25 protein-coding genes and 1 riboswitch are annotated in these 24,170 nt (G+C 37.3%); of the genes, 14 read left to right on the top strand and 11 right to left on the bottom strand.

The features are described from left to right. Window positions 1-46: 46 nt before the first annotated feature. On the bottom strand, window positions 47-1,033 hold the full coding sequence (locus tag MKX72_RS04190) for a S8 family peptidase (RefSeq protein WP_155008510.1): 987 nt from the start codon (window positions 1,031-1,033) through the stop codon (window positions 47-49). Between the two features lie 354 nt (window positions 1,034-1,387). On the opposite strand from MKX72_RS04190, the gene folP reads away from it, so the two are divergent. Both folP and MKX72_RS04200 read left to right on the top strand, forming a co-directional pair. Then, the gene (gene folP, locus MKX72_RS04195; protein WP_155008509.1) at window positions 1,388-2,236 is read left to right on the top strand and encodes a dihydropteroate synthase; all 849 of its coding nucleotides are present in this window, start codon (window positions 1,388-1,390) and stop codon (window positions 2,234-2,236) included. 283 nt (window positions 2,237-2,519) lie between these two features. Beyond that, window positions 2,520-2,714 (top strand): hypothetical protein, encoded by a 195-nt coding sequence (locus MKX72_RS04200; RefSeq protein WP_013055532.1) that lies wholly within the window; start codon window positions 2,520-2,522, stop codon window positions 2,712-2,714. Window positions 2,715-2,993: 279 nt separating this feature from the next. Here MKX72_RS04200 and liaG read toward each other — a convergent pair whose 3' ends face one another. Beyond that, on the bottom strand, window positions 2,994-3,863 hold the full coding sequence (gene liaG / locus MKX72_RS04205; protein ID WP_034269517.1) for a LiaG family protein: 870 nt from the start codon (window positions 3,861-3,863) through the stop codon (window positions 2,994-2,996). Window positions 3,864-4,252: 389 nt separating this feature from the next. Beyond that, window positions 4,253-4,354: riboswitch (purine riboswitch) on the top strand. Between the two features lie 138 nt (window positions 4,355-4,492). Here liaG and MKX72_RS04210 point away from each other — a divergent pair. The 5 genes from MKX72_RS04210 (at window position 4,493) to bioA (ending at window position 10,246) form a co-directional block, all read left to right on the top strand. Then, window positions 4,493-5,686, top strand: coding sequence for a NupC/NupG family nucleoside CNT transporter (locus MKX72_RS04210; RefSeq protein WP_028412102.1), 1,194 nt, complete (start codon window positions 4,493-4,495; stop codon window positions 5,684-5,686). Window positions 5,687-6,000: 314 nt separating this feature from the next. After that, window positions 6,001-7,437 carry an amino acid permease gene (locus tag MKX72_RS04215; protein WP_013055535.1) on the top strand — a complete coding sequence of 479 codons (1,437 nt, stop codon included), beginning with the start codon at window positions 6,001-6,003 and terminating at the stop codon, window positions 7,435-7,437. 137 nt (window positions 7,438-7,574) lie between these two features. Next, window positions 7,575-8,138, top strand: coding sequence for a biotin transporter BioY (locus MKX72_RS04220; protein WP_033578115.1), 564 nt, complete (start codon window positions 7,575-7,577; stop codon window positions 8,136-8,138). 31 nt (window positions 8,139-8,169) lie between these two features. After that, window positions 8,170-8,892, top strand: coding sequence for a dethiobiotin synthase (gene bioD / locus MKX72_RS04225; protein ID WP_033578116.1), 723 nt, complete (start codon window positions 8,170-8,172; stop codon window positions 8,890-8,892). Then, entirely contained in the window at window positions 8,873-10,246 is a 1,374-nt protein-coding gene (bioA, locus tag MKX72_RS04230) for an adenosylmethionine--8-amino-7-oxononanoate transaminase (protein WP_028412105.1), read from the top strand. The genes bioD and bioA overlap by 20 nt, the downstream gene beginning before the upstream one ends. Before the next feature lie 79 nt (window positions 10,247-10,325). Here the strand turns inward: bioA and MKX72_RS04235 are convergent, their stop codons facing one another. Then, window positions 10,326-10,508 carry a YolD-like family protein gene (locus MKX72_RS04235; protein ID WP_013081858.1) on the bottom strand — a complete coding sequence of 61 codons (183 nt, stop codon included), beginning with the start codon at window positions 10,506-10,508 and terminating at the stop codon, window positions 10,326-10,328. Window positions 10,509-10,884: 376 nt separating this feature from the next. Here MKX72_RS04235 and MKX72_RS04240 point away from each other — a divergent pair, with 376 nt between their 5' ends. Then, complete coding sequence (locus tag MKX72_RS04240) at window positions 10,885-11,550, top strand: TerC family protein (RefSeq protein ID WP_028412106.1); 666 nt, start codon at window positions 10,885-10,887, stop codon at window positions 11,548-11,550. Window positions 11,551-11,680: 130 nt separating this feature from the next. Beyond that, window positions 11,681-11,818 carry a hypothetical protein gene (locus MKX72_RS04245; RefSeq protein WP_165802478.1) on the top strand — a complete coding sequence of 46 codons (138 nt, stop codon included), beginning with the start codon at window positions 11,681-11,683 and terminating at the stop codon, window positions 11,816-11,818. 74 nt (window positions 11,819-11,892) lie between these two features. Here MKX72_RS04245 and MKX72_RS04250 read toward each other — a convergent pair whose 3' ends face one another. After that, window positions 11,893-13,161: a dicarboxylate/amino acid:cation symporter gene (locus MKX72_RS04250; protein WP_013055541.1), complete on the bottom strand. Its 1,269-nt coding sequence runs from the start codon at window positions 13,159-13,161 to the stop codon at window positions 11,893-11,895. 145 nt (window positions 13,162-13,306) lie between these two features. Next, on the bottom strand, window positions 13,307-14,365 hold the full coding sequence (locus MKX72_RS04255; RefSeq protein ID WP_033578117.1) for a DctP family TRAP transporter solute-binding subunit: 1,059 nt from the start codon (window positions 14,363-14,365) through the stop codon (window positions 13,307-13,309). Between the two features lie 108 nt (window positions 14,366-14,473). On the opposite strand from MKX72_RS04255, the gene MKX72_RS04260 reads away from it, so the two are divergent. From MKX72_RS04260 to gdh, 4 genes are all read left to right on the top strand, one after another. Further along, window positions 14,474-16,042: an ATP-binding protein gene (locus MKX72_RS04260; RefSeq protein ID WP_034269535.1), complete on the top strand. Its 1,569-nt coding sequence runs from the start codon at window positions 14,474-14,476 to the stop codon at window positions 16,040-16,042. Between the two features lie 12 nt (window positions 16,043-16,054). Continuing rightward, window positions 16,055-16,741: a response regulator gene (locus MKX72_RS04265; protein WP_033578119.1), complete on the top strand. Its 687-nt coding sequence runs from the start codon at window positions 16,055-16,057 to the stop codon at window positions 16,739-16,741. A 219-nt stretch (window positions 16,742-16,960) separates the two neighbouring features. Next, window positions 16,961-17,821 carry a RhaT/GlcU family sugar-proton symporter gene (locus MKX72_RS04270; RefSeq protein WP_028412111.1) on the top strand — a complete coding sequence of 287 codons (861 nt, stop codon included), beginning with the start codon at window positions 16,961-16,963 and terminating at the stop codon, window positions 17,819-17,821. A 17-nt stretch (window positions 17,822-17,838) separates the two neighbouring features. Then, window positions 17,839-18,624 (top strand): glucose 1-dehydrogenase, encoded by a 786-nt coding sequence (gdh, locus tag MKX72_RS04275; RefSeq protein ID WP_033578120.1) that lies wholly within the window; start codon window positions 17,839-17,841, stop codon window positions 18,622-18,624. A gap of 32 nt (window positions 18,625-18,656) precedes the next feature. Here gdh and MKX72_RS04280 read toward each other — a convergent pair whose 3' ends face one another. The 6 genes from MKX72_RS04280 to MKX72_RS04305 form a co-directional block, all read right to left on the bottom strand. Then, window positions 18,657-19,235: a ferric reductase-like transmembrane domain-containing protein gene (locus MKX72_RS04280; protein WP_033578121.1), complete on the bottom strand. Its 579-nt coding sequence runs from the start codon at window positions 19,233-19,235 to the stop codon at window positions 18,657-18,659. Further along, window positions 19,210-20,133, bottom strand: coding sequence for an FAD:protein FMN transferase (locus MKX72_RS04285; RefSeq protein ID WP_049162971.1), 924 nt, complete (start codon window positions 20,131-20,133; stop codon window positions 19,210-19,212). The genes MKX72_RS04280 and MKX72_RS04285 overlap by 26 nt, the downstream gene beginning before the upstream one ends. A 12-nt stretch (window positions 20,134-20,145) precedes the next feature. Beyond that, window positions 20,146-20,568, bottom strand: a complete 423-nt coding sequence (locus MKX72_RS04290; RefSeq protein WP_155008508.1) for a hypothetical protein — start codon at window positions 20,566-20,568, stop codon at window positions 20,146-20,148. Window positions 20,569-20,782: 214 nt separating this feature from the next. Further along, window positions 20,783-21,253 carry an MFS transporter gene (locus tag MKX72_RS04295; RefSeq protein ID WP_155008507.1) on the bottom strand — a complete coding sequence of 157 codons (471 nt, stop codon included), beginning with the start codon at window positions 21,251-21,253 and terminating at the stop codon, window positions 20,783-20,785. Then, window positions 21,243-21,461 (bottom strand): helix-turn-helix transcriptional regulator, encoded by a 219-nt coding sequence (locus tag MKX72_RS04300; protein ID WP_013081870.1) that lies wholly within the window; start codon window positions 21,459-21,461, stop codon window positions 21,243-21,245. Before MKX72_RS04300 ends, MKX72_RS04295 begins: the two co-directional genes overlap by 11 nt. A 148-nt stretch (window positions 21,462-21,609) precedes the next feature. Then, the gene (locus tag MKX72_RS04305; RefSeq protein ID WP_013081871.1) at window positions 21,610-21,792 is read right to left on the bottom strand and encodes a YolD-like family protein; all 183 of its coding nucleotides are present in this window, start codon (window positions 21,790-21,792) and stop codon (window positions 21,610-21,612) included. A gap of 393 nt (window positions 21,793-22,185) precedes the next feature. Between MKX72_RS04305 and MKX72_RS04310 the strand changes: the two genes are divergently transcribed. Further along, window positions 22,186-24,114: an LTA synthase family protein gene (locus MKX72_RS04310; protein WP_033578131.1), complete on the top strand. Its 1,929-nt coding sequence runs from the start codon at window positions 22,186-22,188 to the stop codon at window positions 24,112-24,114. The last annotated feature ends 56 nt before the right edge of the window (window positions 24,115-24,170 follow it).

Here is a 24,170-nt window from a genome sequence, read left to right on the forward strand (position 1 = left end):
TTTCAATTTAACGAGAACCAAGAAGATTTCTCGTTTTTCTTATTTATTACTTACTAGGGTTGATACGGGCTACGTTAATAATATCATGTATTTTCTCTACCAAATCGAGCATGAGAAATCCGTTTCCTTCAGAGCTTTTTCGATATCCAAGAGGAAGCGTCCTTCTTACAAGTTGAGCATAGATTTCGGCTTCGATTAGAGAGCGGCCAAATTCCTTCTCACATAAGTTAATTAATAAAGCTAAAGCTCCTGCCACGTGAGGAGTTGCCATTGAAGTTCCTGAAAGAGTCGCATATTTACCTTCTAAAAAAGTAGAGATGATGTTAACTCCCGGTGCCACTAAATCCACTTCTTCATTGACATTGGTAAAAGGAGCCAAGCTTAAGCTGTTGTCCACTGCTCCTACTTGAATGACTTCGTTGTAACTTCCTGGATATGAATATTCAAAAGTTTCTTCGCGATCATCACCTTCATTTCCGGCCGCAACAACGACAGAAACATCTTTATTCACAGCATTTTGAACAGCTTCGTGCAGTTCTGGAACGTCTTGTGGTCCCCCGAGTGACATGGAAATAACTCGTGCTCGCTCATTGTTAGGACCTCGCCATTCGACGGCGTAGTTAATAGCGTCAATAATCCATTCGTAATTTCCCGATCCTTCACCGGTAAGTACTTTTAAGCTTAGGATTTTTGCTTTGGGTGCCACCCCTACTACCCCTTCATTATTGAGCGCAGCAGCAATGGTACCAGACACGTGAGTGCCGTGCCCATTATTATCTTCAAATACAGAAGAATCTCCGTCATAATCCGAAGTGAAGTTTCTTCCTCCGATAATACAATCTTTTAAGTCAGGATGATTTGTGTCAACACCAGTGTCGATAACTGCAATTACAATGCCTTCTCCTTGATTGCTTTGTTCCCAAATAGCAGGTGCTTGAATTAAGCTTACTCCTTTAGGCGTTTCGTTTGTTGAGTCGATAATCGACTCAATTGTATAAGGAATTAATTTGACTTGTAACGATTGTTGAGTCATAGTCATCCTCCTTAAAATGAATTCCATAAAAAATGGAAGTTACTTAATTATAAATTCCCAACTATTGCTATAAATTAAACGCTTTTAATGCGAATCCTTTCTTTTTGAATAAAAAGACTCACAAAAGATGTGAGAAGAGGAAAAAAGACCCTGAAGACAAGCCCGATAGAGATTTTTAATGTTATCTGTGTATTCACTTTTAATGTTTATCTCACACTATAGAAGAAAGAAACTCCAAGAAAAATCACATAGGACTGGTGACTTTTGATATAATTACGAACGGTATGACATTCTCAAAATACATGATATTTATAAATATATATTAATTTGCAAATTACGAAGGGGCTGAGGATAGTGTCAACTTTAACGTCTCAATCCGTCATTAAATGCGGAAAGTATGAGCTGAATTATGCGGATCGTACGCTTATTATGGGGATTTTAAACGTAAACCCGGATTCATTTTCAGACGGCGGAAAATACTACGATGTAGATAAAGCAGTTGCTCATGCTGAGGAAATGGTAAAGCAAGGAGCAGATATCATTGATATCGGAGGAGAATCAACTCGTCCTGGTTATACAAGAATTAGCGATGAAGAAGAGATTAAACGGATTGTGCCCGTTATTTCTGAAGTGGCTAAGCGCGTAGAGGTGCCGATTTCCGTAGATACATATAAATCGGAAGTGGCCAAGCATGCGCTAGAAGCAGGAGCACATATTATTAATGATATATGGGGTGCAAAAGCCGATCCTAAAATGGCTCAAGTTGCAGCTGATTATAATGTGCCCATTATTTTAATGCACAACCGTCATGAGCCCAACTATACAAATCTGATTACAGATATGATAAGTGATTTAAAAGAAAGCATCTCCATTGCAAAAGCTGCAGGAGTTCGCAATGATCAAATTATTTTAGATCCAGGCGTTGGCTTTGGAAAAACGGCTGCCCATAATGTAGAAGCAATTCAGCATTTAGATCAGCTGACGAATATGGGTTATCCGGTGCTGCTTGCTACTTCTCGTAAAGGATTTATTGGACAAATAGTGAATGCTCCTCCTACGGAAAGAATGGAAGGAACCGCAGCTACTGTATATGCTGGGATTGCACAAGGCGTTCAAATAGTTCGTGTTCATGACGTATTAGAAATCAAGCGCTTTGTAAAGATGGCAGATGTACTGGTAGGAAAACATGTCTTTCAGTTTTAATGATCATCAAGATAACTGCATTAAAGTCATTTTAAAACCTTAAAATGTCATGTCTATTAGATAAAGATTCCTGAGCAGTGAAGCTCGGGAATTTTTTATGTATGTAAAGTGGCGGAGGAAAATAATGAACGATTGGATGGTTGATTTTACATAATTTAGCTTTATGATAGAAAGAGAAGGTATAGCGCTTTCATATTCTGATTAAATTGTGCTGCTTAAAATGAAATAAATAACATCTTGGTATTTAGTCTTATTCAATCACCGAAATATGGAGGAGAGAAGAATGAAATTAGCATTGCTTCTTGTCATTATTATCGGCGTTGCTGCCCTTGCAGGTACGATCAGTGCTGCAAAGAAAGTAGATGAAGATTACGGGAAATCTAAAAAGAAAAGTATAGTGAATTTATCTATTATTTACGGAGTTGTATTCATAGGATCAATCGTAGGAGTAGCATGGTATATTGCAGTGAGACCATAAATAAAGAGGTTGAGACATAACTAAATGAACCGAATCTAAAGACGAACAAATGAGATACATGAGTTGGACTGCTTATTACACCGCAGTTGATTTCCGGGCAAGGCTTCGCTTTCCGCGGGCGGACGCTGAGCCTCCTCGTCGCTTGCCCTCCAATCAACTACTAGAAAAAACGAAACAGATAAAACGATGTTCACCACAACAAAAAACGAACCATTAATCAAATATGTTGATTAATGGTTCGTTTTACAATTGAGTTAAAATACTTTTGTCCTAGCCTCTTTATTTTGATTCCAAGGTTAATTCTCCGCTTGAAACAGCTATATCGATAGGGTATTTTCCATTTCCGTATTTTCCTTTTAATACATTCTCTGTTATCGTTGCATTGTTTAACTTAAAATTGTTGTTAATGTCACCGCTGCTTACTTTTCCATTCACTTTAAAACCAGCGCTTTTCGGAAGAACCAGCACGGCATCTCCGGATCCTACATCTACAGAAACGGCCTCTTCTAGCTTTTTAAAATCCATATAGAGATCACCAGATCCAATGCGCGTCTGAAGTTTTCCTTGATAGTTTGTTCCTTTAATTTGCCCAGAGCCGACAGCAAATTTAGCCGTTTGGGTCTCGACATTACTCAGCTGTAAATCTCCAGAATTAACATCCGTACGAAGAGAGGTGCTCATCAAGTTTGAAATGCTTGCATTTCCAGAACCTACTTTAATCGAAACATCTTTCAGCTGAAGCGCTTGTTCAGGATGTGTAGCAATTTGAAGGTCCCCCGAACCTACGTTAAGCGCAAGGTTATGGTGATAATCTTTAGGAATGTAGATTGTTACTTTTGTGTTTGAAAAAATAGAAAGCCATTGAAAGGGACTTTTTTGATACGCGACAACTAGGGTGTCTCCATTTTGCTTTACATCTACTTTTCCTTTACCTTCTACTTTTGTTTTAATATCTTGACGATCTTGCGGAACGACCGTTGTACTAATGCTTGGAGAGTCGATTTGAATACGCTGAATATCACTTGATAATGCCGCTTCAGACTTGGACGTCTTGAATGAACTTAACGACCAGGAGGAAGGCGCAAACGCAGTAGAAAAGAGGACTGCCGTACCACCTATCACTAAAATAAAAGCCAATATTTTTTTCACGTTATAACCCGCTTTCTACCTATAATTAAATTTGTTTTCTTCTACCATAAAGTGTAAAATGAAAACCGGTTAATTTCAACGAACAGCAGGATTATTTTTTTCTACGTCTCAAGTCGTAAAAATGAAATGTTTTTTGTGAGGAGTTAAATGAAAAGCGAAGTAGAGATTTAAATATACTCATCAAAGAATTAATTTCTTTATTTCAAAAACAGGAAAATAATTGAGTTAAAAGAATGATTAAATTCACTTTTTTTGTGTGATTTTCCGATGAGTAGTTCAAAAGAAGTGATAAATAAATAGAATTTTCATACCAATTTTATTATTCCGAAAAACTTTTAAAGTGTTGATTATTAAAAAAATAAAGGGTAGAATTTGTTCATATCAATTGAATACAGCTAAGATTACGATCTTGTATATTATCAGTAATATGGTCTGATAGTCTCTACCTAGTAACCGTAAAAAACTAGACTACAAGAAAGTTTGGATATAAGCAGCAAAAAGAAGGGCGTATTATCATAGATACAGCCTTCTTTCAAAGCTCTTACTTTTCATACTTTCTGTTATTGTCAGAATTTATGAAAAGTAAGAGCTTTTTTTGTTTTTCAAATACACACCTGGGAGTGGCTTGCATGTACTTTTTATTAAATTTATTAGGCGTTTTTGTAGTAATGGGCGTCGTCTTCTTATGTTCTCCTAAAAAGAAAGAAATAAAGTGGCGTCCGATTGCTTCACTATTAGTCGTTGAAGTCCTCATTACTTGGTTTATGTTAGGAACTTCAATCGGAACATGGATCATTAATAAGATTGCTTCGTTCTTTACTTGGCTGATTTCCTGTGCCAACGATGGAATTGCCTTTGCGTTTCCATCCGTAATGGGAAATCAAACGGTTGACTTTTTCTTCAGTGCATTACTGCCTATCATCTTTGTCGTGACGTTCTTTGATATTTTATCTTACTTTGGTATTTTAACGTGGATTATTGATAAAGTAGGCTGGGTCATTTCGAAAGTTTCTCGCTTGCCTAAATTAGAAAGCTTTTTCGCTATCCAAATGATGTTCTTAGGAAATACGGAAGCATTAGCAGTTATTCGTAATCAGCTTTCTGTGTTAAAGGACAACCGTTTGCTTACGTTTGGAATTATGAGTATGAGCAGTATTAGCGGATCTATTATCGGTGCTTATTTAACGATGGTTCCCGCTACGTACGTGTTTACAGCAATTCCACTGAACTGTTTAAACGCGCTTATTTTAGTGAGCTTATTGAATCCAGTTCATGTTACAAAAGAAGAAGATATGATTTACGTACCGCCAAAGTCAGAGAAAAAAGACTTTTTCTCTACCATTTCAAACAGTATGTTAGTCGGAATGAACATGGTAATTGTTATTTTAGCGATGGTTATTGGATATGTAGCTCTTACATCTGCGCTTAACGGTATTTTAGGCGTTATTGTAGACGGCTTGACTGTACAAAAGATTTTCTCTTACATCTTTAGTCCATTTGCATTCTTACTAGGGCTAACGGGACATGATGCCATGTACGTAGCTCAGCTGATGGGTATCAAGCTAGCAACAAATGAATTCGTGGCGATGATGGATTTGAAGAAAAATCTAGATACACTTCCACCGCATACGATTGCAGTTGCTACAACATTCTTAACATCTTTTGCTAACTTCAGTACGGTGGGTATGATTTATGGTACGTATAATTCTACGTTATCAGAAGGTAAATCAACGATTATTGGAAAAAACGTATGGAAACTGCTTGTGAGCGGTATCGCTGTTTCTTTATTAAGTGCTATGATTGTTGGATTGTTTGTTTGGTAAAAAGTGAAAAAGCTGTGCTTTCGTCTTCGAAAGCACAGCTTTTTTCTTGTTGTATCATCTATTCATTTGCAGAAAAACGCTTATGAATATCAACAGTAAAAGGAAATCACACTATTCAAGAAAAATTCATTTTACTTTTGCAGAAAAACATTTTAAATCTAGTGAGCATTATGTTAAGATTACAAAAGGCTGTTTCATTTAAATTGAGAACACCGCATAAATATGTAAGTAAATATGCATAGAAAACAAAGGTTTATTAATTTTTTTCTAGGTAATATCTCGTAATAAATAGGTTGAAAGGAAATGTCGTTAATATGATAGAAGGACAACAGCAAACAAATGAATTAAAAAAGACGATGAAAAGCAGACATTTGTTTATGATTTCGCTCGGCGGGGTTATCGGTACAGGTTTCTTTTTAGGAACAGGATACACGATTAGCCAAGCAGGGGCGATTGGAGCTATCCTTTCGTTTATCGTAGGTGGCTTCATTATGTACTTAACAATGCTTTGCTTAGGGGAACTTGCAGTAGCAATGCCAGTTTCTGGTTCGTTTCAGACATATACAACAAAATTTATTGGCCCTGGCGTTGGTTTTGCTTTTGGATGGTTATATTGGTTGGGCTGGGCTGTAACGGTTGCATTAGAATTTTTGTCAGCAGGTCAGCTTATGCAAAGATGGTTTCCTGATTCTCCTGTATGGATCTGGTGTGCTATATTTGCGCTTTTATTATTTTCATTAAATGCACTGTCAGCTAAAGCGTTTGGTGAAGCGGAGTTTTGGTTCGCCAGCATTAAAGTGTTAGCTATTATTTTATTTATCGTACTTGGTGGAGCTGCTATGTTTGGTTTTCTTCCATTAAGCAATGGAGACAGCGCGCCGCTTTTCTCTAACTATACGGCTCACGGCGTGTTCCCTCACGGAATTAGTGCCGTGCTGATTACGATGATTACAGTTAACTTCTCATTTCAAGGTACGGAGCTTATCGGTGTAGCTGCTGGGGAAAGTGAAAACCCAGACAAGACTGTACCAAGAGCAATTAAACAAACGGTATGGAGAACGCTTGTATTTTTTGTACTAGCTGTAGCTGTATTAGCGGGGATGATTCCGCTTGAAAAAGCAGGCGTAGTTGAAAGTCCATTTGTTGTTGTATTCGACCAAATTGGTATTCCATATGCAGCAGATATTATGAACTTTGTTATCCTAACGGCACTGTTATCTGTAGCTAACTCAGGTCTTTATGCAGCAACGCGTATGCTGTATTCATTGTCAAAAGATAACATGGCAAGTTCAGCTTTCATGAAAGTAAATAAACGCGGTGTGCCGATGAACGCCTTGCTTTTAACATTAGGCATTGCGCTTTTATCTTTGCTTTCAGGATTCTTTGCTCAAGAAACAGTATTTGTATGGCTTATTTCTGCAGCGGGTTTAGGTGCACAAATTGGCTGGATTACGATTGCTGCATCACTGCTTGCATTTAGAAAAAGATATATAAATCAAGGAGGGCAAATCGAGGATTTAAAATTCAAAGTCCCTCTTTACCCGGTATTACCTTTAATCGCATTAGTATTAAATACGATTGTACTTGGAAGCATGGCATTTGATGCAGAGCAGCGAATGGCACTGTATGTCGGTATTCCACTAGCGCTGCTGTTTTATGCTTATTATCATGCACGTGTAAAAAAGAAAGTTGATTTATCTATCAGCCGTCAAGAAGTGCAGCTTAAAGACGACAAAAAGGTAATTTTATAAAAATCAAAAAGACGCAAAAGCCCAGGTTTTTGCGTCTTTTTTTATATTTTATTTGTAAACTTAAATTAAAATTAAGTTGACAAATAAAAAGAGATTATTGCAAACTTAAAGCAGCGAACAGAGAAAGGAGGGTGAACATGAAAACGAGAACAATGGCGTATGTTTCTTTATTTGCTGCTTTAACGGCGATTGGTGCATTTATAAAAATTCCTATTCCCTACATACCGTTTACTCTTCAAATTGTTCCTGTCTATTTAGCCGGGGCGCTGTTAGGACCGCGTTTAGGTTTGTATAGTCAGCTATGCTACATAGGTATTGGGTTAATCGGTGTTCCGGTTTTTGCAGAAGGAGGAGGTTTAGGGTATATCTTCAAACCAACGTTTGGCTATTTAATTGGCTATGCTGCAGGGTCATTTATGAACGGCTACCTTATTCAAAAATATGACTTAAAGAAACCTTTTTCTATCTTTTTAGCCAACTTATCTACATTGGTTATTGTGTACGTATTCGGGTGCGTTTGGCTTTACGGAGCAATGAAATGGATAATTGAAAAGCCACTTTCACTGAGTGATACACTTCTTTTTGGAGCTGTTTTGCCAATGCCTGGAGATCTTTTATTGTGCATTTTATGTTCAGTGCTGATTCACCGAATGAAGCCTCAATTTAGCCGTTTATCATCAAAGCGGGCTAAAGCGGGGTAATGAAGACATAGAAAAAAGAGGAGGAAAGAAAGTGGGCAAAGCGTATTTTATTACGGGAACTGGAACAGATATTGGTAAAACGCTGGTGACAAGCATTTTGTATAAAGTACTTAGCCGTCTAGGAATAAAAACGACAATTTGCAAACCGTTTCAAACCGGCTACCAAGATGAAATCGGAGGTTATCCAGATATTCACTGGTTTGAAACAAGGCTCGGAGTAGCAAATACAGGTATTTATCAGTTAAAGCCAGAGACGTCTCCTCACTTGGCTATTAAACTGAGCAATAGGCAAGTAGAGCCTTCAATCGTCTTAAAGCGCATTAATGAATTAAAAAAGGCATTTGACGTAGTACTCGTGGAAGGAGCGGGAGGACTTGCCGTACCTTTAATTGAAGAGGAAACAACGTTTTATATGACAAAAGATTTGATCCTAGATGCACAAATGCCGGTTATTGCTGTTGGAACAACGGAATTAGGAGCTATTCACGATGCGCTTTCTACCTTTTCATATGCAAGTGAGCATCATCTTAAAATCAACGGACTCATTTTTAATCGTTTTAATCACAGCAGTATCATTCATAAAGACAATGTTCGAACGATTGAAAAGCTGCTTCAAGTCTCTTCTTTAATGACTGTACCTGTATTTACTCATATCGATGAAGAGTTAGAAGCATATATTGAGAAATTGGTGAGGCAAAAAAGTGTGATTCAACATATTCAGGAGGTGTTTGACTGTGTCGTATCAAAAAGCTGAGCTGGAAAAATGGGATAAAGAATATGTATGGCATCCCTTTACACAAATGAAAGCTTACCGTGAATCGAATCCCCTTATCATTGAAAGAGGAGAGGGAAGCTATTTGTATGACGTAGCGGGAAACAAATATTTAGATGGATACGCTTCTCTATGGGTGAACGTGCATGGACATAATGATCCGGAATTAAATACAGCTTTACATATACAAGTGGAGAAATTAGCGCATTCTACGCTGCTTGGATCGGCAAACGTTCCATCCATTTTGTTAGCTAAAAAGCTAGCGGAAATTACTCCTGGCAGCTTATCGAAAGTATTCTATTCTGATACAGGCTCTGCCGCTGTTGAAATTGCGTTGAAAATTGCCTATCAATATTGGCAAAATCTCGACTCTGCAAAGTACAAAAACAAAAGTAAATTTATCTCATTGAATGAGGCATATCACGGAGATACAATCGGGGCAGTCAGTGTAGGAGGCATGGATTTATTTCATCGCATCTTTAAGCCTTTACTGTTTGAACGCATTCCCACACCTTCTCCTTACATCTACCGTATGGACGGGTTCGAAACCGAAGAGCAAGCTTCAGCTTACTGTATTCACCAGCTGGAGAAGCTCTTGCAGAACAACGGAGAAGAAGTAGCCGGCTTGATTATTGAACCGCTTGTGCAAGGAGCAGCGGGTATTATTACTCATCCTCCCGGTTTTTTAAAACAAGTAGAGCGTCTGTGCAAAGCGTACGGGGTATTGCTCATTTGTGATGAAGTAGCTGTCGGATTCGGGCGAACAGGAACGATGTTTGCATGTGAACAAGAAGACGTAGTACCAGACATTATGTGTGTAGGAAAAGGGATCACAGGAGGATATATGCCGCTTGCTGCTACGTTAACAAGCGAACAGATATTTAATGCTTTTTTAGCTCATCCAGATGAAAATAAAACGTTCTTTCATGGACATACGTATACGGGAAATCAATTGGCCTGTACAGTAGCGCTTAGAAATATTGAACTGATAGAAGAAAGAGAGTTAATCCGTAGTGTAAAAGAAAGGTCGAAAGTTTTTAAACGTTATCTATTAAAGCTTTATGAACTGCCTAACGTGGGAGACATTAGACAAAGAGGATTAATGGCAGGAATCGAGGTTGTCAAAGACCGCCAAACAAAGTCTATTTTTGAAGATAAAAAAGTGATGGGAGATATTATTTTAGCGGCTCGCCAAAAAGGTTTAATTATCAGAGAGCTAGGTCCTGTAATTACGATGATGCCTATTCTTTCAATGACGGACGAAGAATTAAAAACAATGGTTGAAATTGTATATGAATCAATTAAAGAAGTAATCGCACGCTATACAGTGAGTTAAATAAAAAGAGACTAAGACAAAAATATTTTATTTAATTGAAAAAAGATCCGAACGATTCATCGTTCGGATCTTTTTTCAATCAATAAATGTTTTTAATACTTGATAGTCGCAGTGATCGCACATGCTGATTTTCATCTTTTAATAGAAGAGTTTGTTCGAGCAAGTTTAAGTTTTGAATATAACCTTTGACCGTTTGAACAAAACCGTTGTTTTGATAGTTAATAGTTAGTAATTTATTCGTTTTTAATGCTTTTAAAATCATACCTGTTTTCTCCCTTCTTATATCGCAGTTGACGAAAAACTACAAAATAATGAAGAAGCATTGGAGGCTTGTATTATTTATAAAAATTACTCTATTTTTTATAAATGCTCTCCTGCTACTAATAGTAGAGAATGATGGTGAAAAACAGATGAAAGATAAAGAATAAGGTTTGATTTATTGTAATGAACTGACTTTTCCTTTACAAATACCTATTTCAAATTTCTTTTTAGTGATAAAATACTGTTAGTGAAATAACTACTTCTTTTCATTAAAGGGTAAGAACGGGTTATATTGATAGAGTTTTAGTTCTCTATTTCTAGTAATGAAATAAGAGATAGAGAAATAGACTAATAAAAATCAATCAAGGAGTTTTTGTATGGATCAGAGTTTTATTTTAAATCTTTTAGAAATTTTACTCATTAACATTGTACTAAGTGGCGATAACGCAGTCGTGATTGCTTTAGCTTGTCGGAATCTTCCGGACGAGCATCGAAACAAAGCGGTTGTTTTCGGTACATTAGGAGCGGTTGTATTACGTGTAGGGCTAACGTTTGTCGCTGTATATTTATTAACAATCCCATTTTTAAATTTCATCGGAGGCCTGCTGCTTCTATGGATTGCGATTAGTCTTTTAAAAGGGGAAGATGACGGAGATATTAAAGCGAATTCAACTCTAGCAGGTGCTATTAAAACAATTATTATAGCGGATCTTGTTATGAGTTTAGATAACGTAGTAGCGGTTGCGGGTGCGGCCAACGGCAGTATTCTACTCATTATCCTTGGTCTTGTTATCAGCATTCCGTTAATCATTTGGGGAAGTCAGCTTTTAATGAAAATCATGGAAAAATTCCCGATTATCATCATTGCCGGAGCAGCGCTTCTTGGCTATACTGCTGGTGAAATGATCTTTAAAGACAAAGCGGTAGGACATGTATTAGAAGGGTTAAATCCGCATTTGCATACAATTGTTCCTATTTTGTTAGCTATTTTAGTTGTTGTTGTTGGGAAACTTAGCGGACGTTCTAAAAAAGAAACGCATTAATCCTAAAAAAGAGGCTGGGACAAAAGTATTTAAGATGAAATGAAAAACGAACCACTAATCAATTTTGATTGGTGGTTCGTTTTTTTGTTGTGGTGAACGTAGGCTTCATTTGTTTAGATCCTTCTAGCAGTTGATTGGAGGACAAGGCGAAGACTCCTGCGGGAAAAGCGGAACAGATGAGACCCCGCAGGAGCGTACGCGACGAGGAGGCTCATCGGCCGCCCGCGGAAAGCGAAGTCTTGTACGGAAATCAACTGCGGTGTCATAAGCGGTTCAGCTCATGTATCCCATTTATTCGTCTTTAGATTGGATTCATTTGGCTATGTCTCAACTTCTTTTTTATTATTTAGCTAATGGAGGTGCGGAATTAACGTCTTGTATCGTCTCTACAGGAGGATGAAATTCATTTTCCATTTTCGATACAACTACAGTTGCTACACCATTTCCAATTAAGTTTGTAATGGCACGAGCTTCCGACATGAAGCGGTCTACCCCGATTAACAGCGCGATTCCTTCAACTGGAATCATTGGGAATGCAGCAAGCGTAGCTGCTAGTGTAATAAATCCAGAGCCAGTGACTCCGGCCGCTCCTTTAGACGTTAGCATTAAAATACCAAGTAGCGTAATCTCTTGCATTAACGACAGGTCGACTCCATACGCTTGAGCGATAAAGATAGCAGCCATGGATAAGTAGATTGCTGTTCCATCTAGGTTAAACGAGTAACCAGTTGGAATGACAAGTCCTACTACAGATTTTGAACATCCGTACTTCTCCATTTTGTCCATCATTTTTGGCAGTGCAGATTCCGAAGAAGACGTACCTAATACAAGTAGAATTTCTTCTTTAATAAAAGCAATGAATTTAAAAATATTAAATCCATAAATCTTAGCAATGGTTCCAAGTACAAATACAATAAATAAGAACATAGTAATGTAAACAGATCCCATTAAGAAACCGAGTTTTTGAAGAGAGCCTATTCCAAAGTTACCGATCGTATAAGCCATCGCTCCGAACGCCGCAATAGGTGAAAGTTTCATAATCATATTAACAATGCCAAAGAAAATATCTGTACAGCGTTCAAAGAATGTAATGACAGGAGCCGCTTTTTCGCCGAGTGTAGCTGTAGCCATTCCAAATAGTACGGCAAAGAATAAGATTGGCAATAATTCACCATTTGCCATTGCGCCAAATACGCTGTCTGGAATAATGCCCATGATAAACTCCATAAAGCCATGCTCCGCTTCAGCTGCTTGCTGGGTATATTGAGTAACATCAGCTCCGCTTGCGCCATTGATATTAAAGCCAGCCCCAGGCTTGATAAAGTTTACAACGATAATTCCAATTGCTAAGGCAAAAGTAGTGACAATCTCAAAGTATAAAAGAGCTTTACCTCCAATTCGTCCCACTTTCTTTAAATCTCCCATGCTTCCGATACCGATGACCACTGTTAAGAAAATAATTGGGGCAATCACCATCTTAATTAATTTAATGAAGATATCAGCCAATACTTTTAATTTAGCTCCAAATTCAGGAAACATAAAGCCAATTGCAATACCAAGAAGGATACCAATGACAACTTGAACAGTTAGGTTTTTAAAACTTAATTTCATATGTAATGCTCCTTTCGAGAATGTTTTTGTTAACGCTTACATTATTCTTATCCTTATATTAACTGATAATTTTAACTATTTATATTTCTGGTGATAATGTTCTTTTTGGTCATTTTGGTCAAAAAAAGTGATGAACATATAGTCATCACTTTTTGCTTTCGATATTTTTTATTTGCTGAATGATATCAAGCGTTTGTTTTGTTGCATTGGCTTCAAACGATTGATAAAGAGAGTTAAACTGCTTTTTCCATTCGGCTTTCTGTGTATCATTTAAGTAATAAACGCGCATGCCAGATTTATTTTTTATTTGCTGCAGCTGTTCATCGTTCATCATTTTTGATTGAGTCCAAATCCAGTTCGTTGTTTCTACCATGGCATCACTTAATAGTTGTTTTACATCTTCAGGGAGGCTGTCCCAATATTTTTGATCCATTAAAACAGCATAGCCCAAGTATCCATGGTTGCTGATGGTCATATATTTTTGCAGCTCGTACAAACGTTTTGAATAAATATTAGAAATCGTATTTTCCTGTCCATCAAATTCCTGTCGTTCAAGGGATTGATATACTTTATTAAACGAGACAGCCTGAGGCTTAGCGCCAAGAAGTTCGAATTGTTTTTTGATTACTTCACTTGGCATAATGCGAAATGTTTGACCTTGAAAATCTGCTGGATGGAGCAAAGGTTTTGTATTGCTGGTCATTTGTTTAAAGCCGTTGCTCCATAAAGCAAGCCCTTTAATGTTTTTCTCTTGCAGCGTACTCAACAAATCCTGTCCGATTTTCCCGGTAAACACTTGTTTTGCCTCGCTGTAATCATCGAAAATGAAGGGGAGATCAAAAAGTTGCCACGTAGGGGAAAGGTCGGTTAGCTTTGAAATAGAAGGCGCAATCATTTGTACATCGTTTCGGCGCAGAGCGGCAAGTTCTTCGTCGTCTGAATACAATACACCGTTTGAATATACTTCAATTTTAACTTTACCATCCGATTTTTGATTAACGATTTCAGCGAATTTTTGAGCGGCTAAGCCTTTTGGAGTGTTCTCAGCTACAACGTGGCTAAAATTAATAACAATTTGCTTATTTAATCCTTTTTGCTCATCGTCATGATACACATTATCCTGATTTATAACCGTATACTGCAAAAAAACATAGATCATCAAGAAAACGCTAACAATGATACTTGCCCCTATAAACATCTTCAAAATGTCCAACCCCGCGATTCAATAATTTTTCTCTACAAATATTCTAACACGCAATTTCTCAACGTGGTAAAATTAAAATAAACTTCAATCAGCAGTAGGTGTTCCGCTATGATGCGCTTATCGATGCAAACGAAAATGACGGGGTTAATCTTTTTTATCGTGGTCTTTTCGTTGTTTTTAGCAAGTATTGTCGTGATTAATAATTTTGTGCAGTCAAAAGAAAATGATTTAGAGCAAAGGGCTTTGATCACTTCGAGAACAGTTGCTGAAATGCCTGAAATTCGAGAAAAAATTGAAAAAGATAGCAAGAACATTAATCAAATTGTAGAGCCGATTCGCATTATTCACGGTGCTTATTATGTAGTGGTGATGAATATGAATCACGAACGTTTGTCTCATCCTTTGCAAAGCATGATTGGGAAAATTTCTAAAGGAGAGGACGAGGGCCAGGCGTTTGCAGAACATACTTATACTGATAAAGCAAAAGGAGAAGGCGGGATGGTCATTCGTTCTTTTGTTCCCGTTGTAAACGATCAGCATGAACAAGTAGGAGTCGTTGTCTCAGGCTACCTTCTTCCGAAATTTACAGAGGTTATTTTAAGTTTGAAAAAAGAAATTTTTCTCATCTCAGGTCTCGCTCTTTTTTTTGGAGGATGGGGAGCGTGGGCGCTTGCATCTCGTATTAAAAAAGAGATGTTTGAGCTTGAGCCTCATGAAATTGCTCGTTTGTTTGTAGAACGAACGGAGACTTTTAATGCCATGCATGAAGGAGTCATTGCCATTGATAAAGAGGAGAACATCACTATTTTTAATCATAAAGCGAAAATTATGATGGATGTACCTGATGAGGTAATTGGGAAAAAGATCTATGATGTGATTCCAGATACAAGACTGCCAGAAATTCTGCAGCTTAATCAGCCTGTTTATAATCGAGAGCTTCAAGTTCGCAATTTAAATATTTTAAGCAATCGTGTGCCGATTAAGGTTAATAATCACACAGTCGGTGCGGTCGCTATTTTTCAAGACAGAACAGAAGTTAAAAAATTAGCTGAAGAGTTAACAGGGGTTAAATCATTTGTAAGCGCTCTTAGAGTTCAAAACCATGAATACATGAATAAACTTCATACCATTGCAGGGCTTATCCAACTTGGAAATAAAGACAAGGCTCTTCAGTACGTTTTTCAAGTGTCTGAACAGCAAGAAGAGCTCACCCAATTTCTTCATAAACATATTAAAGATGAAAGTATATCGGGATTGCTGTTAAGCAAAGTCAGCCGTGCCAAAGAACTTGGAATTGAGTTAGCTATCGATCGCCACAGCGAGCTTCACTCATTTCCTCCTTACTTAGATCATCATGATTTTGTAATTATTATTGGTAACTTAATTGAGAATGCTTTTGATTCGTATCAGCATATGGAGCGTCGTGAACGGAAGATCTATATAAGTATGGAACAAAGTGACGGCATTCTTTCTATATTAGTTGAAGATAACGGATGCGGCATGAATAAGAATCAAATAGAGAGAATCTTTGATGAAGGTTTTTCAACTAAAGCAAAGGAAAATAGAGGAATTGGTTTGCATTTAGTAAAACAAATTGTTGAAAAAGGAAACGGTCAGATCGAAGTAGAGTCAGAATTAGATGTTGGAACCACTTTTATCATTACATTCTTTTTATAGGGGGAGTGGGAAATGAATAAAAAAGAATGGACAGTGCTTCTCATAGAAGACGATCCTATGGTACAAGAAGTGAACCGCCAATTTATTGAACAAGTTGAAGGGTTCATCGTTATCGCGGCAGCTTCGAATGGTTTAGAGGGTATACAGCTCATTAAACAGCATCAGCCTGATTTAACAATCATTGATATGTATATGCCTAGTCAAGATGGCTTAACCACCTTACAGCAAATTCGAGCAAATGGCTATAAAACAGACGTGATAGCAGTTACGGCTGCAAGTGATATTGAAACGGTACGGAAAGTTCTTCAATACGGCGCGGTGGATTATATTATGAAGCCGTTCAAGTTTGAGCGAATGAAGCAAGCGCTTGAACAGTATCGTTCTTTTCAAGTTAAAATAAGTAAAAAAGAACATATTACTCAGTCTGAATTAGATTCTATGCTGTTTCAACAATTCGAAGAAAAACCCGATTTGCTTCCAAAAGGGCTAAATGCGGTTACGTTAAGGAGGATACAACAATATCTTTCCGAACAAAATCATCCGATTTCTGCTGAAGAAGTGGCGGACGGCGTAGGAATTGCGCGTGTTACAGCAAGAAGGTACTTAGAGTTTTTAGAACAGGAAAACGAGCTGAAATTATCAGTTGAATACGGCAGAGTGGGGAGACCTATTAATCGCTATATGTTAAAAATAAATTAAATCATACAGAACAGCTTTTATTTGGAAAAGCTGTTTTTTTGCGTTAGAAAGTATATCTTTTTCTCTCCTAGAACAAATTAAGGTATACAGTTTTCGCTATCCAAAGAATATTTCGTGCGGTCATTAATTCATAAAATGTCCCTGAAAAAGGATTAATGGCGGAAAAATTGGGGAATATGCACTTTGACATTTAATTTTAGCACAGGAAGGTTTTGAAACATGGACATATTTTTAGCCGTCTTACCAGCCATATTTTGGGGAAGCATTGTGCTTTTCAATGTGAAATTAGGCGGAGGACCTTATAGTCAAACGCTTGGAACCACATTGGGAGCTTTGATTTTCTCCATCGGTATTTATATTTTTGTACACCCTACGCTTACACCTTTAATCTTTGGTGTTGGAGTTGTATCCGGGTTATTTTGGGCAGTTGGACAAAGTAATCAGCTGAAAAGTATTGATTTAATTGGAGTTTCTAAAACGATGCCTATTTCAACGGGGCTTCAGTTAGTTTCCACTTCATTATTTGGAGTAATTGTGTTTCACGAGTGGTCTACAAAAACTTCAATCATTCTTGGTGTGCTCGCTCTTATCTTTATTATTGTAGGGATTGTTTTAGCATCACTTCAAAGCAAAGAAGAGAAAGAGGCTGAAGAAGGAAAAGGAAACTTCAAAAAAGGAATTGTTATTTTATTAATTTCAACCGTTGGTTATTTAGTTTATGTTGTAGTAGCCCGTCTATTTAATGTAGACGGATGGTCGGCTTTATTACCTCAAGCAATTGGTATGGTTATTGGAGGAGTATTGCTGACGTTTAAGCATAAGCCATTTAATAAATATGCAATTCGCAACATTATCCCAGGTCTTATTTGGGCCGCTGGTAATATGTTTTTATTCATCTCACAACCTAAAGTAGGCGTAGCGACAAGCTTTTCGCTTTCTCAAATGGGAATCGTCATTTCAACATTAGGCGGGATCATTATTTTAGGTGAGAAGAAAACGAAGCGTCAGCTGATTGGGATTATTATTGGAATTATACTGATCATCATAGCAGGAGTCATGTTAGGGCTCGCCAAAAGCTAACTAGGAGGGTATTAACAATGTATAAAGATTTAGAAGGAAAAGTAGTGGTCATAACAGGTTCATCTACAGGTTTGGGAAAATCAATGGCGATTCGTTTTGCGACAGAAAAAGCTAAAGTAGTTGTGAATTATCGTTCTAAGGAAGACGAAGCTAACAGCGTTTTAGAAGAAATTAAAAAAGTTGGCGGAGAGGCTATTGCCGTTAAAGGTGACGTAACAGTTGAGTCTGATGTAATCAATTTAGTTCAATCTGCAATTAAAGAATTTGGAAAGTTAGACGTTATGATTAATAACGCAGGACTAGAAAATCCGGTTTCATCTCATGAAATGTCTTTAAGCGATTGGAATAAAGTAATTGATACGAACTTAACGGGAGCTTTCTTAGGTAGCCGTGAAGCGATTAAATATTTTGTTGAAAATGATATTAAGGGAACAGTTATTAACATGTCGAGTGTTCACGAGAAAATTCCTTGGCCATTATTTGTTCATTATGCAGCAAGTAAAGGCGGTATGAAGCTTATGACTGAAACACTGGCATTAGAATACGCTCCAAAAGGTATTCGTGTAAATAACATTGGACCGGGAGCGATTAATACACCGATTAACGCTGAGAAATTTGCTGATCCTGAGCAGCGTGCAGATGTAGAAAGCATGATTCCAATGGGATACATCGGAGAGCCGGAAGAAATTGCAGCAGTTGCTGCATGGCTAGCTTCTTCAGAGGCGAGTTATGTAACAGGAATTACGCTCTTTGCTGACGGCGGTATGACACAGTACCCATCATTCCAAGCAGGACGCGGATAAGAAAAAACGCACTCTATGATAGAGTGCGTTTTTTAGTTTTCCTGAGCTTTTTTTTGGTTCTTAGGAGCTGACTGGTGTTGAATGCGTAAGAAAAGCAAGATTAAAACGATAACGCCAGTGATGCTGTACATCCCAAGAATAAGGGGCTGCTGTGTATCTGTTCCGGAAGTAATGCCGTGATACAGTGCTAGCAAATAGCCTGGAAAAGCAAGAAAATGAATGGCTTTCCAGGCTTTTCTCCCAAGCTGTTTTATAAAGTCGGATGTAATAATTAGTACCAATAAAATGTAGAGTGAAATAGTACCAAGACCTGTGCTAATCGGTTTGTAATCGGAAGTGAACGGAATTAAAATGTCAGAAAGTGAAAAATGAACAGATTGATCAAATGATAAAACAAGTCCGTGAATCATGCCAAACAATAACCCAAACCACCCTGATGATTGATGGACCAGCAAAAGCTGTTTTTTTCGTTTTGGTTTAAAAAACGAAAAGCTGTGAGAAATGCCAGCGGCAACCGATACAAACATTAGTAAATAAGAAGTTAAGCCGGCTGCCCGAATGGTGTTCCATACGGGAAAATGAGCACTAAATTGCGCGAGGAGAGTAGCCATAATGGTATACCTGACCTTTCACATGTTTTTCGATTAGTACGTTGCCTTCTTTTGTAACCGCAATTACTTCTAAAGAAGGGTGATGCATTTTAGCTAACCTTAATCCAGCGTCCCAGCCGAGAATAAGTATGCACTTTGCATAGACTTCAGAAATGGTCAAGTCTTCTGAAACGACCGTTACTTGCAGAAGCTCTGATGAACTAGGCTTGCTGATTCTGCCGTCAATAATATGATGGTGAGTGTGTCCGTTCACTTTCCACGAACGCTTGCCTACACTGCTTGTGGCAATACCGCTGTTGCTTTTTACTTTAATGGTCGTGAGATTTTTTGATGCATCAAATGGATGAGAGAGAGAAATGGACCAGTGCTTGCTAGCGGGCCCCCACGTTACAATATCTCCGCCTCCATCGATTGCTCCAAGTGAAGTTCCTTTTTTCTTTAATTGATTCGCCATTTGCTGAATGCTCCAACCTTTTGCAATTCCTCCTAAATCCAGACCGATATTAGAAGCAAGCTGAATACTTCTCATTCCTTTATGAATCATAATAGGGTTAACAGCATCAAAAGCTGCTACTTCTTGAGGTAGCTGATTGTTAGGCAGTTGTTCAAAGTTTTGGTCATATCCTAGAGTTTGAATAGAATGATACAGAAATGGGTTGAAAATTCCGTTTGTCTCATTGTAATAGTAATAGGCTGCTTTTACAGCTTCATACAGCATTTTTGACGGTAGAAATAATCTTCCGTTCAGCGAATTAAGCTGTGAAAGCTCGCTTGTTGGAAGAAAGCGGCTTAGGGTTTCTTCTACAAGATAACACCAGCTCTCTACTTTTTGGCTGACAGGTGTTTCAAGCTGATATACATTAAATGTGGTATTCATCGCTTTAAATGAGTAGCTCATTTCATCACATCCTTAAGAAGGTCTTGTTTGCATAGAAGAATCATTATTGTTGCCCCAATTATCCTCACCACTTGTGGAATCATCATTTGACCACTGATCTTGCTGATTACTCGAATCATCGTCTGACCACTGATCATCTTCACTGCTTGAATTATCGTCTGACCATTGATCACTTTGTTTGCTAGAACTGTCATTTGACCATTGATCTTGCCCGTTAGTTCCATTGTCCGTATTGGATTCAGATCCTGAATCTGGAAATAGATCCGTCTCATCTTCCGTTTGAGTTTGCGATGAATTATTGGCGGATGTATCGTTATTTAGTGCTGTAGATGTTGAATTTGTTTGATCATATTTTTGAGAAAGCCCTACAAATGTTGTAAATGCAGCAACGCTCGATAAACCAACCATCCATTTTGACCATTTATTAGTTGCCATTGATATGCTCCTTTTATCTTTCCTATTTTGCAACTGAACACTGAAGAAAAACTGAAGTGGAAGGTAACATACATCGTTCAATTGTTATAGTTCAATATAGACAGAAAAAATGAAAAAATAGTGAAATAGATGTAGGTTGGATTATTCTCATAGGGAATTCAGCGAATTATTAGATTAAAAAAAGGTTGTTCTTTTTAGAACAACCTTTTTTTAATCAGCGATAAATCTTACTAATCGATACGTAATAAACCGTTAACTGTACAAGAGAAAGAAGCAAAAGAACGGCAATGGGGTAAAAGCGAAAAGAATTCGATAAGAGCGGATAGAGAGTCATCAAACCCCCGCCAATAGGAAAGGAAAACAAAAGAAAAACAAAGGCTTTTTTACAAGCTTCTGCTGTCATCATTTTTTCACGCTCATCATCTTCTGCAAACTCAAACGGAAATAGTAAAAGGGAAACATTCTTTGTCTTTTTACGTGCGCGGTAATAAAAAAATATCACGATTAAAAGAACAATAAAAGAAGCGAAGGAACTTATAGACATAGTAGCTTCCCAAGGCGGCTCAGGGTGGGTCATAATTTCACTTAATTGAGCATTTAAATTTAGCACATCATACAAAACCCAACCTGCACATAACAGAGACACTACATTCAACAAATAAGATTTAATAACATTACTCAACATTTTTCTCCTCCTTTTGAAGTGTAAAAACATCTTCCATTTTTAATTGAAAGACATCACAAATTGTTAAACCAAGTAGTAGGGAAGGAACGTAATTTCCCTTTTCAATAGCTGCAATGGTTTGGCGAGTGGCTCCAACTTTTTCAGCTAAATCTCCTTGCGTATATCCATGTTTAGCTCTAAGCTCTTTTACGTGATTAATAAGAGTCAATATGATCACCCGCTGCCTTTTTAATAAATTTGTTAAGTTGATTTAACATTATGTAAAGTTAATTTAACATCAATTGGATGATTTTTCAATATATAATGGATAAAAAATACAAAAAAGATCCTAGAAGAATTCTTTAGGATCTTTTTTGTTAATAAATTTCTTTAATGCCAGACAAACGAATGGAAAAAATGTTTTGTTTTTCATCTCGTAGGGAGAGGGTTTGGTCGGTTAGGTTTAAATTTTGGATTTTTCCTTTGAAGGTTTGAAGCAGGCCATTTTCGTAATAATTCACGGTTACATGTTTGTTTTTCTTTAACGCTTTTAAAATCATTTATTCATCTCCTTTCATGTGTGCATCTGTTATGAAAAGAAAGCTGTGGCTTAAGCATAAGAATTTGGAGAATGCTCAAGGCAGAATTATTATTATACAGCAAGATGAGAATAGTTTGTAGATAAATTGTGAAAAAATGCACAAGTTTGCAGTGCGGGTGTTGCAACAGAATACAGTATATGAGGAGAGGAGGGGTTTTATGATAAAAAAGGTGATTTTAGTTTATTTATTTGTGGGTATTAGGTAAACTAGTAGATGAATTTAAAGAATCTATCTATAGTTGTGAAGGCTAGGATTTCATTTAATTTTCATTTTCTATGAGTATAATGATAAAGGTTTTCTATATGTTCTTTGTGAATCTACTCATAAACTAATCGAGAAAGGAAAATCAAAATGAAGCGAATCGTTTCTAAGCCGCTGCACTATTTCATATTAGCCGCTGTTTTAATGTGGATAAAGTCGTATGTGGCTTATAAAACTGAATTTAACTTAGGCGTAAGCGGCGTAATGCAGCAAATGCTGCTGTTTATAAACCCTGTAAGTTCAGTGCTGATTTTTTTAGGAATCGGCTTATTTTTTAAAGGAAAGAAAGCAGGAGCTTGGATTCTTGCAGGCAGTTTCATTATGACGCTGCTGTTGTACAGCAACATTCTCTATTATCGTTTTTTTAACGATTTTGTAACTCTTCCCACACTGTTGCAGACAAGTAATGCAGGAAGTATGGGCGGAAGTATTATGGATTTATTAAAAGCACATGATGTTTTTTATTTTGTTGATTTTATTATTTATCTTTTCTTCTTTTTTAGTAAAAAAATTGACTGGCATAATGAAAAAGTATCGGTTAAGAATGCTGTAACCATTCTTTCTTTAGGATTCATGGTTTTTTCTGTCAACTTAACATTAGCAGAAATTGATCGCCCGCAGCTTCTATCTCGAACTTTTGACCGCAATTATCTAGTAAAGTATTTAGGCGCCTATAATTATACGATGTATGACGGTGTTCAGACTGCTCAAAACTCTAAACAGCGAGCTTTTGCAAGCAGCAATGACTTAACGAACGTCGTTAATTTTAAAAACAGTCACTATGCGGAGCCTAATTCCGTTTACTTCGGAAAAGCTAAAGGGAAAAATATTATTAAAATTCATTTGGAATCATTTCAGTCTTTTTTAATTGATTACAAATTAAATGGCCAGGAAGTGACACCGTTCTTAAATTCGTTGGCCCATGGAAATGACTTTACGTATTTTGATAACTTCTTTCATCAAACAGGACAAGGAAAAACATCAGATGCTGAGCTGATGATGGACAACTCTCTATACGGCCTTCCTCAAGGTTCTGCCTTTGTACTAAAAGGAAGCAATACGTATCAGGCAGCACCAGCTATTTTAGATCAAAAAGCTGGCTATACGAGCGCTGTACTGCACGGAGACTATAAGACGTTTTGGAACCGTAACGAAATTTACAAGCAGTTCGGTGTGGATAAGTTTTTTGATGCAAGTTATTACAATATGACGGGTGAAAATAAAATTAATTATGGCTTAAAAGACAAACCGTTCTTTAAAGAATCTGTTCCAATGCTGCAGTCTTTACCACAGCCGTTTTATGCGCATTTAATTACGTTAACAAACCATTTTCCATTTTTACTTGGAAACAATGAGGCAAGCATACAGCCAGCTAACACGGGCGATGCGACAGTTGACCGCTATTTCCAAACGGCTCGTTATTTAGACGAATCATTGCAATCTTTCTTCCAAGAACTGAAAGCTTCTGGGCTTTATGATAATTCTGTGATTATGATTTATGGAGATCACTACGGTATTTCTGAAAATCATAATGCGGCAATGGAAAAAGTAATGGGAAAAGAAATTACACCTTATGAAAATGCTCAGCTGCAGCGTGTACCTCTATTCATTCACGTTCCTGGAGTAAAAGGCGGAGTTAATCATACGTACGGTGGAGAAATTGATGTTGTGCCAACTCTTCTTCATTTAGTAGGGATTGACAGCAAAGAGTTTATCCAATTTGGTACAGATTTATTTTCTAAAGGTCATGATGATGTAGTAGCGTTCCGCAATGGCAACTACGTATCTCCGAAATATACACTAGTGGATGGAACGTATTATGATTCTAAGACAGGCCAAGCGCTTAAAGAAAATAATCAAATGAAAGCTTATAAACAGAAGGTAGCGAAAGAACTGGAGTTATCTGATCAGGTGCTTTATGGAGACTTACTTCGTTTCCACAAGCTGAAGGATTTCCAAACAGTCGACCCTTCGAAATATATGTACGGGAAAGAAGAAACAGAAACATCAGCTAAATAAAGCTAAAATCAAAAGAACATGATGACTTCTGCAAAGCAGAATGAGCATCATGTTCT

The organism is Priestia sp. FSL R5-0597, assembly GCF_038006305.1.
GTDB classification, from domain to species: Bacteria; Bacillota; Bacilli; order Bacillales; family Bacillaceae_H; genus Priestia; species Priestia zanthoxyli.

Coding starts and splice junctions, on each gene's coding strand:
- MKX72_RS04190 (WP_155008510.1), bottom strand. CDS start 1,033: ATGACTCAACAATCGTTACAAGTCAAATTAATTCCTTATACAATTGAG.
- MKX72_RS04200 (WP_013055532.1), top strand. CDS start 2,520: ATGAAATTAGCATTGCTTCTTGTCATTATTATCGGCGTTGCTGCCCTT.
- MKX72_RS04210 (WP_028412102.1), top strand. CDS start 4,493: ATGTACTTTTTATTAAATTTATTAGGCGTTTTTGTAGTAATGGGCGTC.
- MKX72_RS04215 (WP_013055535.1), top strand. CDS start 6,001: ATGATAGAAGGACAACAGCAAACAAATGAATTAAAAAAGACGATGAAA.
- MKX72_RS04220 (WP_033578115.1), top strand. CDS start 7,575: ATGAAAACGAGAACAATGGCGTATGTTTCTTTATTTGCTGCTTTAACG.
- MKX72_RS04235 (WP_013081858.1), bottom strand. CDS start 10,508: ATGATTTTAAAAGCATTAAAAACGAATAAATTACTAACTATTAACTAT.
- MKX72_RS04240 (WP_028412106.1), top strand. CDS start 10,885: ATGGATCAGAGTTTTATTTTAAATCTTTTAGAAATTTTACTCATTAAC.
- MKX72_RS04250 (WP_013055541.1), bottom strand. CDS start 13,161: ATGAAATTAAGTTTTAAAAACCTAACTGTTCAAGTTGTCATTGGTATC.
- MKX72_RS04260 (WP_034269535.1), top strand. CDS start 14,474: ATGATGCGCTTATCGATGCAAACGAAAATGACGGGGTTAATCTTTTTT.
- MKX72_RS04265 (WP_033578119.1), top strand. CDS start 16,055: ATGAATAAAAAAGAATGGACAGTGCTTCTCATAGAAGACGATCCTATG.
- MKX72_RS04270 (WP_028412111.1), top strand. CDS start 16,961: ATGGACATATTTTTAGCCGTCTTACCAGCCATATTTTGGGGAAGCATT.
- gdh (WP_033578120.1), top strand. CDS start 17,839: ATGTATAAAGATTTAGAAGGAAAAGTAGTGGTCATAACAGGTTCATCT.
- MKX72_RS04280 (WP_033578121.1), bottom strand. CDS start 19,235: ATGGCTACTCTCCTCGCGCAATTTAGTGCTCATTTTCCCGTATGGAAC.
- MKX72_RS04285 (WP_049162971.1), bottom strand. CDS start 20,133: ATGAGCTACTCATTTAAAGCGATGAATACCACATTTAATGTATATCAG.
- MKX72_RS04290 (WP_155008508.1), bottom strand. CDS start 20,568: ATGGCAACTAATAAATGGTCAAAATGGATGGTTGGTTTATCGAGCGTT.
- MKX72_RS04295 (WP_155008507.1), bottom strand. CDS start 21,253: ATGTTGAGTAATGTTATTAAATCTTATTTGTTGAATGTAGTGTCTCTG.
- MKX72_RS04305 (WP_013081871.1), bottom strand. CDS start 21,792: ATGATTTTAAAAGCGTTAAAGAAAAACAAACATGTAACCGTGAATTAT.
- MKX72_RS04310 (WP_033578131.1), top strand. CDS start 22,186: ATGAAGCGAATCGTTTCTAAGCCGCTGCACTATTTCATATTAGCCGCT.